General features: G+C 65.8%; 10 protein-coding genes. 5 read left to right on the top strand and 5 right to left on the bottom strand.

Annotated features, from left to right (window positions below; translation table 11 throughout):
* Positions 1 to 36: 36 nt before the first annotated feature.
* From ACYVGS_RS01410 to ACYVGS_RS01390, 5 genes are read left to right on the top strand one after another with little or no spacing between them, the layout of a single operon-like run.
* Entirely contained in the window at positions 37 to 2,850 is a 2,814-nt protein-coding gene (locus tag ACYVGS_RS01410; protein ID WP_460586843.1) for an ATP-binding protein, read from the top strand.
* Positions 2,851 to 2,861: 11 nt separating this feature from the next.
* The gene (gene mce, locus ACYVGS_RS01405) at positions 2,862 to 3,272 is read left to right on the top strand and encodes a VOC family protein (protein WP_460586842.1); all 411 of its coding nucleotides are present in this window, start codon (positions 2,862 to 2,864) and stop codon (positions 3,270 to 3,272) included.
* Between the two features lie 20 nt (positions 3,273 to 3,292).
* Positions 3,293 to 5,458, top strand: a complete 2,166-nt coding sequence (gene scpA, locus ACYVGS_RS01400) for a methylmalonyl-CoA mutase (protein WP_460586841.1) — start codon at positions 3,293 to 3,295, stop codon at positions 5,456 to 5,458.
* Position 5,459: 1 nt separating this feature from the next.
* Positions 5,460 to 6,419, top strand: coding sequence for an ArgK/MeaB family GTPase (gene meaB, locus ACYVGS_RS01395; RefSeq protein ID WP_460586840.1), 960 nt, complete (start codon positions 5,460 to 5,462; stop codon positions 6,417 to 6,419).
* A 10-nt stretch (positions 6,420 to 6,429) separates the two neighbouring features.
* Complete coding sequence (locus ACYVGS_RS01390; RefSeq protein WP_460586839.1) at positions 6,430 to 6,744, top strand: Rieske (2Fe-2S) protein; 315 nt, start codon at positions 6,430 to 6,432, stop codon at positions 6,742 to 6,744.
* A gap of 33 nt (positions 6,745 to 6,777) precedes the next feature.
* On the opposite strand, the gene ACYVGS_RS01385 is transcribed toward ACYVGS_RS01390, so the two are convergent.
* The 5 genes from ACYVGS_RS01385 to mnmA are packed head-to-tail and all read right to left on the bottom strand — an operon-like array spanning position 6,778 to position 11,962.
* Positions 6,778 to 7,704, bottom strand: coding sequence for a GNAT family N-acetyltransferase (locus tag ACYVGS_RS01385; protein ID WP_460586838.1), 927 nt, complete (start codon positions 7,702 to 7,704; stop codon positions 6,778 to 6,780).
* Positions 7,694 to 8,818, bottom strand: coding sequence for a cupin domain-containing protein (locus tag ACYVGS_RS01380; RefSeq protein ID WP_460586837.1), 1,125 nt, complete (start codon positions 8,816 to 8,818; stop codon positions 7,694 to 7,696). Before ACYVGS_RS01380 ends, ACYVGS_RS01385 begins: the two co-directional genes overlap by 11 nt.
* A gap of 1 nt (position 8,819) precedes the next feature.
* Positions 8,820 to 10,196: an adenylosuccinate lyase gene (gene purB / locus ACYVGS_RS01375; protein WP_460586836.1), complete on the bottom strand. Its 1,377-nt coding sequence runs from the start codon at positions 10,194 to 10,196 to the stop codon at positions 8,820 to 8,822.
* A gap of 16 nt (positions 10,197 to 10,212) precedes the next feature.
* The gene (gene hflD / locus ACYVGS_RS01370; protein ID WP_460586835.1) at positions 10,213 to 10,860 is read right to left on the bottom strand and encodes a lysogenization protein HflD; all 648 of its coding nucleotides are present in this window, start codon (positions 10,858 to 10,860) and stop codon (positions 10,213 to 10,215) included.
* 7 nt (positions 10,861 to 10,867) lie between these two features.
* On the bottom strand, positions 10,868 to 11,962 hold the full coding sequence (gene mnmA, locus ACYVGS_RS01365; protein WP_460586834.1) for an MnmA/TRMU family protein: 1,095 nt from the start codon (positions 11,960 to 11,962) through the stop codon (positions 10,868 to 10,870).
* Between the last annotated feature and the right edge of the window lie 5 nt (positions 11,963 to 11,967).

Raw genomic sequence — 11,967 nt, 5'->3', positions numbered from 1 at the left:
CGACGCCCCGGCCAACGCCTGATTGAGGAAAAAAGCGTGTCCAACGAATACTATCTGCGCAACCCCCTGATTCACCGTGACCGTCGCCTGGGTCGCCACCATTCACCCTGGGTCCGCCAGTTCGACTGCACCGGCCTGCGTCCCCTGATCATCTGCCGTGGTCCGATCCGCAAGGAAGCCATGGACGTGTTTGCCGAGATGGGGATCGAGCACTACGGCATCCTGCTCTCGGAAAAGGACTCGATCGTCTACCAGAACGCCCTGGCGCCCGAGCTGCGCGCCATTGCCGATCCCGACCGGGTGCACCGGGTGCCCGACTACACGGGGGCCAACAAGGAAGAGCGCGACCAGCGTATCCAGCAGATCATCAGCATCGCCCGGGACAATGACTACAACGCGGTTTTCGCCGGCTATGGCTTCATGGCCGAGGACGAAAACATGGTTGCGGCCATGGAAAAGGCCGGCCTGAATTTCATTGGCCCCTGTTCGCGCACGGTCCACGATGCGGGCCTCAAGGATGAAGCCAAGCGCACCGCGCTGAAGTCCGGGGTATCGGTCACTCCCGGGATCGACAACGGCACTGCACTGACGCTGCTGCGCAAGCACCCCGACGTGGATGCGCTGAAAGCCTTGTGCCAGGCCAACGGTCTGGATGTGGACGATGCGAAACTCGACGATCCGGACATCAGCCTGGAAGACAAGGCGGATCTGGTGCTCGCCGCGTCCTACAACAAGGGCGTCGACCTGTACACGGTTGACGAGTTGTGCGAAACCCTGACCGAGGCGGTCAAGAAAATGGCCGCCGACTACCCGGAAAACCGTGTTCGCCTCAAGGCGATCAGCGGCGGCGGCGGCAAGGGCCAGCGCATCCTGGGTATCGGCGAGGCGGATCGCACCGCCGAGCTGGTCCGCGAGATCCTCAACGAGGTCAAGACCACTGGCGTCGGCGACAACAAGAACGTGCTGGTGGAGCTCAACATCGAAACCACCCGTCACCAGGAAATCCAGGTGATCGGTAACGGTGAGTGGTGCATGACCATGGGCGGCCGCGACTGCTCCCTGCAGATGCACGAGCAGAAATTGCTGGAAGTCTCGGTCACCGTGGAGTCCCTGGAAAAGGCCATCGCCCAGGCCGAGGCCTCCGGCCGCGGCACCGAGGCGGCTATCCTGCGCCAGGACCTGAAGACCCTGCAGGAGATGGAAGACGAGGCCTCCCGCTTCGGCGCCGCCGTCGGTCTCGACTCGGTTTCCACCTTCGAGTGCATCGTCGACCGCGACAAGCACTTCTTCATGGAGATGAACACCCGGATCCAGGTGGAGCACCGGGTCACCGAGCTGTGCTATTCCCTGCGCTTCAGCAACCCCGAGGACGACAACGACTACTTCGTGGTCGAGTCCCTGGTGGAAGCCATGGTACTGCTGGCGGCCCACGGCCCGAAACTGCCCCGGCCGACCCGCCACCTGCGCCACAACGACTCCGTGGAGGCGCGCCTCAACGCCACCAACCAGGCTCTGCAGCCCTCGGCCGGTGGTGTCATTGAAGGCTGGAGCGATGCCCTGGAAGGCGAGATCCGCGACGACCAGGGCATCAGCCTGCACAACCCGGACACCGACGTGTTCATGAAATACACCCTGGCGGGTGCCTATGACTCCAACATCGCCCTGCTGCTGACCGTGGGCGAGTCGCGCCTGGAGACCTACGAGCGCATGGCCGAGGTCATTCGCCGCACCCGCATGCGCGGCAAAGACCTGGCCACCAACCTCGAGTTCCACTATGGCCTGGTCAACTGGTTCATCGGCCAGAACATCAACGCCCGTCCGACCACCCGCTTTATCGTTCCCTACCTGACGGCCGTGGGTGAGCTGAAGAGCCAGGCCAACCACCTGGACCTGCACTTCGCCTGGGATCAGATCTGCCGCCGGGCCCTGGAAGGCCACAGCGACGCGGCCGCCAAGGCCCTGCGGGACAGCCTGGACCGCAAGGGCACCCTGCTGCTGCGCCCGGTGGAGCGGCTGCTCCAGGAGCCGCATATCCTCAGCGGCTGGCTCAGCGTCAACCGCGACTGTTACACGTTGATCGACGGCAAGGTGAGCTGGAACGAGAACCCGATCGAGCTGCTGGCGGACACCTACCACTTCCTCAACATGGACTACTCGCCCGAGGCGCCGGCGGCCACGGTGATCTGGGATCACGATCACCAGGTATTGCAGGAGGCCCTGGATTTCTACGCCGAGCTGTCCCAGCAGCTGGATGCCGAGGACTGGATCGCCCTGCAGTCGGCACTGGAGAGCGAGCAGGCGCCGGCGGGCATGTCCGAAGCCACCTGGCTGCAGGTGCGCGCGGCCCACAAGGGCTTCCAGTCGGGGGTCAGCATCCTGGCCATCCTGCCCAGCATTGCCGAGGCCACCGGCTTCTACGATCTGACGGTGAACGAGGATCTGTCCATCCACATTCCGGAGCGCCTGCTCGACGCCGAGCTGCAGGGCCGCATGGCCAAGGTGCTGGTGCCGCCACCGGTGGCCAAGTCCGACGAGATCCTGGCCGAGAGCGGCGGTATGTTCTACGGTCGCGAGTCCCCGGAGCACGAGCTCTATGTACAGGAGGGCGACCACTTCGAAGCCGGCGATCCGCTGTACATCGTCGAAGTGATGAAGATGTTCAACAAGGTCTACGCGCCGTTCTCGGGTACCATCGACAAGGTGCTGGTGGACACCGATGGCGTGATCATTCACAAGGGGCAGCCCCTGTTCAAGATCACGCCGGACGAGAAGATCGAGGTGGAATCCCCCGAGGAACTGGCCGAGCGCCGCCGCGAGGCCACCGCACGCTTCCTGACACAGGTTATCTGAGAGGGTTTGCCATGATTACCGCACTGGATCACATCGCCATTGCCGTGCCCGACCTGGAGAAGGCCATCAAGCGCTTTATGGAAGACTTCGGCCTGCCCTTCGAGGGTACCGAGGACGTGGTGCCGGCGAAGACCAGCACTGCCTTCTTCCCGCTGCCGCCGACCAACATCGAGCTGGTGCACCCGCTGAACGGTGAGGGCCCCATCGCCACCTATCTGGAGAAGCGCGGCGGCGGCCTGCACCACCTGTGTTTCCGCTCGGACAACATCGAGGAGGACGTGGCGCGACTGAAGGAAAAGGGCTACCAGTTCCTGTCCGATGCGCCGGCGCCGGGTGCCCACAATTCCAAGGTGATTTTCATTCACCCGAAGAGCTGTGACGGCGTCCTGATTGAAATTAACCAGCCGGGCGACGAGCACTGAGCGGACCCGCGGAGAACCCCATGAGCGACAAGATCTACGACAAGAGCAAAACCAACCTGGACGACTGGCGCAACCTGGCGGAGAAAAGCCTCAAGGGCAAGCCGCTGGACAGCCTGACCTGGCAGACCCCCGAGGGTATCGCCGTCAAGCCGCTGTACACCGCCGAGGACCTGGACGAGCTGCAGTTCACCAATACACTGCCCGGTCTGTCGCCCTATATCCGCGGGCCCCAGGCGACCATGTACGCCGGTCGTCCCTGGACTATCCGCCAGTACGCCGGTTTTTCCACTGCCGAGGAGTCCAACGCCTTCTACCGCAAGGCGCTGGCAGCCGGTGGCCAGGGGGTTTCCGTGGCCTTCGACCTGGCGACCCACCGCGGCTACGACTCCGACCACCCGCGGGTTTCGGGTGATGTCGGCAAGGCCGGTGTCGCGATCGACTCCGTGGAAGACATGAAGATCCTGTTTGACGGCATCCCGCTGGAGCAGGTGTCGGTCTCCATGACCATGAACGGTGCGGTGCTGCCGGTCCTGGCGGGCTACATCGTCGCCGCGGAAGAGCAGGGCGTGAAGCAGGAGCAGCTGGCGGGGACCATCCAGAACGACATTCTCAAGGAGTTCATGGTCCGCAACACCTACATCTACCCGCCGCAGCCGAGCATGAAGATCATCGGCGACATCATCGCCTACTGCTCGAACCACATGCCGCGCTTCAACACCATCTCGATCTCCGGTTACCACATCCAGGAAGCCGGCGCCAACGCCGCCCTGGAACTGGCCTATACCCTGGCCGACGGCAAGGAGTACATCCGTACCGCCCTGGCCTCGGGCCTGGATATCGACCAGTTCGCGCCGCGCCTGTCCTTCTTCTGGGGCATCGGCATGAACTTCTACATGGAGATCGCCAAGCTGCGCGCCGCGCGTCTGCTGTGGGCGAAGATCGTTTCCGAGTTCAACCCGAAGAACCCGAAGAGCTCCATGCTGCGGACCCACAGCCAGACCTCCGGCTGGTCCCTGACCGAGCAGGACCCCTACAACAATGTGGTCCGCACCACCATCGAGGCCATGGCCGCGGTCTTTGGCGGCACCCAGTCGCTGCACACCAACGCCCTGGACGAGGCGATTGCCCTGCCCACGGAGTTCTCCGCGCGCATTGCCCGCAACACCCAGCTGATCATCCAGAAAGAAACCGGGATCACCAATGTGGTCGATCCCTGGGGCGGCTCCTACCTGATGGAGAAGCTGACCCAGGATATCGCCGACAAGGCCTGGGAGCTGATCGAGGAGGTCGAGGAAGCGGGCGGCATGGCCAAGGCCATCGAGACCGGCATGCCCAAGCTGCGCATCGAAGAGGCGGCGGCCCGCAAGCAGGCGCGCATCGACCGCGGTGACGACGTGATTGTCGGGGTCAACAAATACCAGACCGACGACGCCAGTGAAGTCGACGTCCTGCAAATCGACAATGAAGCCGTGCGCAAGTCGCAGCTGGCACGCCTGGCTGCCGTGCGCGAGAATCGCGACGAGGCCGCGGTCGAGGATATCCTCGAGCAGCTCTACCAGGCCGCGGTGAGCGGCCAGGGCAACCTGCTCGAGCTGTCCATCGAGGCCACCCGCCGCCGGGCCACCGTGGGGGAGATCTCCTTCGCCCTGGAGCGCGAATACGGGCGTTTCAATGCCCAGGCACAGACCGTCTCCGGGGTCTACGGCTCGGCGTTCCAGGAAGACGAGAACTGGAAGCAGATCAGCATGGATATCGATGCATTCGTAGAGAAATTCGGTCGCCGCCCGCGCATGCTGGTGTGCAAGATGGGCCAGGACGGTCACGATCGGGGCGCCAAGGTGGTGGCCACGGCCTTCGCCGATGTCGGCTTCGACATCGACCTGTCGCCGATGTTCTCCACCCCCGAGGAAGTGGCGCGTCAGGCGATCGAGAACGACGTCCACGTGGTGGGAGCCTCCTCCCTCGCTGCCGGCCACAAGACCTTGATTCCCGAGCTGGTGGAAGAACTGCGCAAGCAGGGCGCCGAGGACATCGTGGTAATCGCCGGTGGCGTGATCCCGCGGCAGGACTACGACTTCCTCTACCAGGCGGGGGTCAAGTGCATCTTCGGCCCGGGCACGCCGATCCCGGTCTGCGCCCGGGAGGTGATGGACGCGGTCAGCGAAGCCCAGGGCAAGTCGGCCTGACGTGACTGCCCTTGACCTGGAAGCTCTGGTTGGCGGCAATCGTCGCGCTTTGGCCAAGGCCATCACCCTGGTGGAGAGCAGCCTGCCGCAACACCGCGAAGAGGCCCAGACGGTACTCGAGCAGGTGCTGCCGCAGGCCGGCAAAAGCATCCGCATCGGTATTTCCGGCGTGCCGGGGGTGGGCAAGTCCACCTTCATCGAGGCCTTCGGCCTCTACCTGATCGAGCAGGGCAAGCGTGTCGCCGTGCTGGCGGTGGACCCCAGCTCCCCGGTAGCGGGCGGGTCCATCCTGGGCGACAAGACCCGGATGGAGCAGCTGTCCCGTCGCCCGGAGGCCTATATCCGGCCCTCGCCGTCTTCCGGTGCCCTCGGTGGGGTGGCCCAGAAAACCCGCGAAACCATGTTGCTCTGCGAGGCTGCGGGCTTCGACGTCATCCTGGTGGAAACCGTGGGTGTCGGCCAGTCGGAGTACCAGGTGGCGGGCATGGTGGACTTCTTCATGGTGCTGATGCTCCCCGGTGGCGGCGACGAACTGCAGGGGATCAAGCGCGGCATCATGGAGCTGGCCGACGCGCTGGTGATCAACAAGGCGGACGGCGACAGCGAGCTGTCCGCCAAACGCACTCGCCAGCACTACAACTCGGCCATGAATCTGCTGCGTCACAGCACCTGGTGGACGCCCCAGGTGACGACCTGCTCCGCCCTGAAAAACATCAACATCGACAAGGTCTGGGGTATGGTGGTGGATTACTGGAGCGCGGCCCGCAAGGCGGACGCCTTCGACGCCAAGCGCGCGCGCCAGAACCGCGACTGGATGCGTTCCCTGATGAACGACATGCTGATGCTGCGCCTGAAGCAGAACCCCGAGGTCAAGCGCCTGCTGCCCGAGCTGGAGCAGCAGGTGGAGGCGGGCAAAATCACCGCCTGGCATGCGGCCAGGCAGCTGATTGACCTGATGTGAGCTGCGGTTGATGCGCTTCTTCTCCCTGGAAAAGCTCATCAACCTCCACGACGGCTACCGTCGCCAGTACAAGATCGACGAGCTGGAACTGTTGCTGATTCAGGAGCAGGGCCAGCGCTATCTGCTGGCGGCCCGTTGCCCCCATCGCGGGCATCCGCTGCTGGACGCCGCTGTGGCGGATGGCGCCATCGAATGCCCCTTGCACGGTTACCGTTTTGCCCTGGACTCGGGTGCCGTGCTGCGCCACAGCGAGGAGCCCTGTCGCATGCTGAGGTCCTACTCCCTGGTCTACGAGGGCAATGCCGTGGGCGTCATGCTGCCCTGAGCTCCGGCCAAGACCTGCCCGAGGCAGCGTCTGTCACAGGGGCGTGCTGCGAAACTCCACGTGGGTGGCGCTGTGTCGCCACAGCTCCTCGAAGCGATCCAGGTAGGGGCGGACCTCCGCGGCTGAGTCCGGTTGCCAGAAGCCGCTCTTGTCGCTTTCCCCCGGCTGCCACAGCAGACCGCTGCGGTCCCGGATCAGCAGGGTCTCGCCTTTCCAGTCGGGATGCTCGGTGAGCTGCTGCAGGCGCACCGAGGAGGGCAGCCGGCGGGCCAGTGCCAGCAGGCGGTGGCCCCGCTGCACCATCGGACGCCAGTCACTGACCAGGATGCGCACCTCCGACTGGCGGGAGTCCCGGGCCAGTTGGCTGAGGGCGTCCACCAGGGGTTGGCGGTCGAACACCCGGTGATCGAGGGCGGGGGAGAGCAGGCACAGGCTGCGCCGGGCCGACTGTGCCAGGGCGACCGCATAGTCGGCAAAGGGCTGCGGATAGGTGACGCCGCCCTGGAAACCCGCTGGAGGTAGCTGCAGCAGCGGACGGCGCATGGCAACGTGCGGGATGCCGGCTTCCTCGAAAGGCGCGCCCGTGGGAACAAAGCCGGCGCGGCGGTAGAAATCCGCAGCATGCTGTTGCGCGTGCAGGTAGACTTCCTCGAGCCCCGCCTCGCTTGCCGCGTCGAGCAGTGCTTCCAACAGTCGATGGCCGATGCCCCGGCCGCGCTCCGACGGCAGTACCGCCATGCGGCCGATCTTGCCATCCGGCAGCAGTCGGCCGCAGCCCAGGGGGCGCCCGTTGCGCAGAGCGAGCACATGGCTTGCCTCGGCGTCGCGGCCATCCCACTCGATCTCCGGGGGCACACCCTGTTCTTCCACGAATACCGCCTGTCGCAGCTGGCGCAACAGGCTTTCCTCCTCGGGCCATTGCGCCCGGCGAATCGTGGTCTCCGCTTCCTCAGTCGACATCCAGTCCTCCCATGACCACCAGGAACTCGAGCACCGCGCCGGCGCTCTCATGCTGATCCAGTATGGTCGAGACCGGCAGAGTCTGCCCGTCACACAGCGCGCCGAGTGTGTCGGTCAGGGCGGGAGCACAGCGCTGGCTGTGGCCGTTGACAAAGACCCGCAGGTCGCCGTCGGGCAGCGCCTGCCAGGCCAGTCTGGCCTCGGGTGAAAGGCAGACCCGGGCGCCGGGGGTCGACAGCGCCACAAGGAGCGCGTCGATCACCTCGCGGTCGGGGTCGGGGGGCTGCCCCTCCGTGATCACTTCGCCGAACCACTGGGGGTCGCTGTCTGCCTGCAGCAGGGCGCGCAGCTGCGCGACGGCCCGGTCGATGTCCGAGGGGTCGATTTCCCCCGGGCGCCGCGCCGGCCCGCGGCAGGCATCGCCGAAGAGCTGGTGGTCGCCGAGCTGTTCCAGGCGCACGTCGGTCCAGCGCGAGAGCAGGTCGGCCAGGCGCGGTGCGCGAAAGCCGATGGAGAAACAGGTGGATTCGCCACAGGAAATGCCCCAGTGGGCGACCCCGGGGGGCACGTAGAGTACATCGCCGCACTGCAGGCGGTATTCCGCCTGGCACTTGAAGTCCTCCAGCAGGCACAGCTCGTCGTGGGGCAGCAGCGCGCTGTGCTCGTCGCAGCGCTGGCCGAGACGCCAGATCCGTTCGCCTTTGCCCTGCAGCAGGAAGACGTCGTAGCGGTCGAAGTGCGGCCCGACACCGCCGCCGTCGCTGGCGTAGCTGACCATGATGTCATCCAGGCGCCAGAGCGGTGGACCATTCACCAGCCGGCGCAGTTCGGCCACCTCCGGCAGCAGCTGGTCGACGCCCTGCACCAGCAGGGTCCAGGGATCGGGGCAGTCAAAGTCCCCGGCGTCGAAGGGGCCGTGACGCAGTTCCCAGTCCTGGTCGCGGCGCACCACGATGCGCGACTCGACCTCCGCCTCCAGCGCCAGCCCGGCGAGCTCCCCGGCGCTCACCGGCGGCTGGAAGTCGGCCAGCGCGCCGCGGATCAGCAGCGGCTCCCGTTGCCAGTGGCGCTCGAGAAAGCCGGCGGGATCGGGTAGCAGGCCGCGGGCTGCCACTTCAGGACTTCCGGATGGCCCGGGCCTGGTCGGCGGCGTTGCCGGTGTAATTGGCCGGGGTCAGGGCCAGCAGCGCCTCCCGTGCATCCGCCGGCAGTTCCAGGGTCTGCAGGAAGGTCTCCAGGGACTCGCGGGTGATGGCCTGGCCGCGGGTCAGCGCCTTGAGTTTCTCGTAGGGCTGCTCGATGCCGTAGCGGCGCATCACCGTCTGGATCGGCTCGGCCAGCACCTCCCAGCTGTGGTCCAGGTCTTCCTGCAGCTTTGCTGCGTTCAATTGCAGCTTGCCGATGCCCTTCAGGCTGGCCTGGTAGGCGATCAGCGAGTAGCCGAAGCCCACGCCCATGTTGCGCAGCACCGTGCTGTCGGTGAGGTCGCGCTGCCAGCGGCTGATCGGGAGTTTGCTGGCGAGGTGCTGGAAGATGGCGTTGGCCAGGCCCAGGTTGCCCTCGGAGTTCTCGAAGTCGATCGGATTGACCTTGTGCGGCATGGTCGAGGAACCCACTTCCCCTGCCACGGTGCGCTGGCGGAAATAACCCAGGGAAATGTAGCCCCAGACGTCCCGGTCCAGGTCGATCAGGATGGTGTTGAAGCGCGCCATGGCGTCGAACAGTTCGGCCATGTAGTCGTGGGGCTCGATCTGGGTGGTATAGGGGTTCCAGGTCAGTCCGAGCCCGGTGACGAACTGTTCGGCGTTGGCCTGCCAGTCGACGTCGGGATAGGCCGCCAGGTGCGCGTTGTAGTTGCCCACCGCGCCGTTGATCTTGCCCAGGTATTCGATCCGCTGCAGGCCGTCCAGCTGGCGGCGCAGGCGCGCCACCACGTTGGCCAGCTCCTTGCCCAGGGTGGTGGGGCTGGCGGTCTGGCCGTGGGTGCGCGAGAGCATGGGCACCGCGGCGTGCTCCTCGGCCAGGTCGGTCAGGGCCTCGACCACGGATTGCATGGCGGGCAGCAGCACCTGCTGCATGCCGTCGCGCAGCATCAGGGCGTGGGACAGGTTGTTGATGTCCTCGGAGGTGCAGGCGAAGTGCACGAACTCGCTGATCGCGGCGAGCTCCGCCTGCTCTGCCAGGCGCTCCTTGATGAAGTATTCCACCGCCTTGACGTCGTGGTTGGTGGTCGCCTCGATATCCTTGATGCGCTGGGAGTCCTGTACGCTGAAGTTGTCCAGCAGGTTCTCCAGGTAGGCGTTGGCAGCGTTGGACAGGGCCGGCACCTCGGGGATCCCGGGCAGGGCGGCCAGCTGCTGCAACCAGCGGACTTCCACCAGCACCCGGCGCTGGATCAGGCCGTGCTCACTGAACACCGCCCGCAGGCTGTCGGTCTTGTTGCCATAGCGGCCGTCGATGGGGGATACCGCGGTGAGGGGGGTGAGGTTCATGCCGTTCTCCGGTAATTCAGTGATGAGGTGCGGTGTCGAGATCCCGGGCCAGGTCCCGGGCGATCAGTCCCAGCCTGCGGCGCTGCAGCAGCAGTTTCCAGCGCCGCCCGCCCAGCTGGCGCCAGAGGAAGGCCGAGCGTACCCCTGCCAGCAGCAGCGCGCGCACGCGGTCCGCGCACTCGGGCTTCTGCAGCTGCTCCGCGCTGCCGGTGACCTGGATGCGGAAGGGCAGGGTGCTGAGGGTGTCCTGGTAAATACCTGAAATGCTGTGACAGAGGGTGTTCAGGGAGCTGTCAAAATGTTCGCTGCGAAAGCCGGTGTGCTCCAGGCGTGAGCGCACCACCGACATCATCTCGCGGTTGGCGGCGAAGCGGCGCTCCAGGTGCAGCAGGTTGAAGAGGTAGCGCACCACCGCCGCCTGGCGGACTTCGGCGCGATTCAGCATGAATCCGGCCAGGCTATCGAGACCCAGGCGCAGGTTGGCGGTGCCGCCGAAAATCTCCTCGGCGCGCTCCTGCTCGAAGACAAACAGACTATCGAGGGAGGCCTGCAGGAAGTTTTCGGGGCAGCTGCCGGTGCGGGCCACCTGTTCCACCAGTCTGGCGGCCTGGGTCACGCCGGCCAGGGCGATGGTCTGCTGGACCAGGGGATTGTCCGTGTCCATAGGCATCTCAGCGCGTGGTCTCGATGACGCCGCCGCCGAGGCAGCGCTCGCCCGCGTACAAGACCACGGACTGGCCGGGGGTCACGGCGCGCTGGGGGCTGTCGAAGGTGACCCGGCAGCGTCCGTCATCCAGGGCTTCCACCCGGCAGGCCTGATCCGGCTGGCGGTAGCGCACCTTGGCGCTGCAGGCGAGGGGCAGCGACGGGGCTTCGCCGGCAATCCAGTAAAACTCCCCGGTTTCCAGGGCATTGCTGAACAGGGCGGGATGCTCATTGCCCTGGCCAACCAGCAGCACATTGTGCTCGAGATCCTTGCCCACCACGTACCAGGGCGCTTCGTCGTGGCCCGCCAGGCCGCCGATGCCCAGGCCCTGGCGCTGTCCCAGGGTGTGGTACATCAGGCCCTGGTGCTGCCCCAGGTGCTCGCCCTCCAGGCTGCGGATTTCCCCGGGCTGCGCCGGCAGGTAGGTCTGCAGGAAATCCTTGAAGCGGCGCTCGCCAATAAAGCAGATGCCGGTCGAATCCTTCTTGCTGTGGGTGGCCAGACCGTGGCGGCGGGCAATCTCGCGCACCTCCGGCTTGGGCAGCTCGCCCACCGGGAACAGGGTGCGGGCCAGCTCCTGGTGACCCACCGCGTGCAGGAAGTAGCTCTGGTCCTTGTTGCTGTCGAGACCGCGCAGCAGAGTGGCCTTGCCATCGGCTTCGCCGCGGCGGGCATAGTGCCCGGTGGCGATGCAGTCGGCGCCGAGCAGCAGCGCGTAGTCGAGGAAGGCGCGGAACTTGATCTCGCGGTTACACAGGATGTCCGGATTGGGGGTGCGCCCGGCGCGGTACTCGGCGAGGAAGTGCTCGAACACATTGTCCCAGTACTCGGCGGCAAAATTGGCCCCGTGCAGGGTGATGCCGAGGCTGTCCGCGACCGCCTGGGCGTCCGCGTAATCCTCTTTCGCTGTGCAGTACTCGGTACCGTCGTCCTCTTCCCAGTTCTTCATGAACAGGCCTTCCACCTGATAGCCCTGCTCGCGCAGGAGCAGGGCGGCGACGGAAGAGTCGACGCCGCCGGACATGCCGACGATCACCTTGGTGGCAGAATTGAGGCCCATGCTGG

This window comes from Haliea atlantica (genome assembly GCF_054779855.1).
The sequence above is the reverse complement of the archived record's forward strand: the minus strand, read 5'-3'. Positions and strand labels throughout refer to the sequence as shown.

Coding starts and splice junctions, on each gene's coding strand:
- mce (WP_460586842.1), top strand. CDS start 2,862: ATGATTACCGCACTGGATCACATCGCCATTGCCGTGCCCGACCTGGAG.
- hflD (WP_460586835.1), bottom strand. CDS start 10,860: ATGGACACGGACAATCCCCTGGTCCAGCAGACCATCGCCCTGGCCGGC.
- ACYVGS_RS01390 (WP_460586839.1), top strand. CDS start 6,430: ATGCGCTTCTTCTCCCTGGAAAAGCTCATCAACCTCCACGACGGCTAC.
- scpA (WP_460586841.1), top strand. CDS start 3,293: ATGAGCGACAAGATCTACGACAAGAGCAAAACCAACCTGGACGACTGG.
- ACYVGS_RS01385 (WP_460586838.1), bottom strand. CDS start 7,704: ATGTCGACTGAGGAAGCGGAGACCACGATTCGCCGGGCGCAATGGCCC.
- purB (WP_460586836.1), bottom strand. CDS start 10,196: ATGAACCTCACCCCCCTCACCGCGGTATCCCCCATCGACGGCCGCTAT.
- mnmA (WP_460586834.1), bottom strand. CDS start 11,962: ATGGGCCTCAATTCTGCCACCAAGGTGATCGTCGGCATGTCCGGCGGC.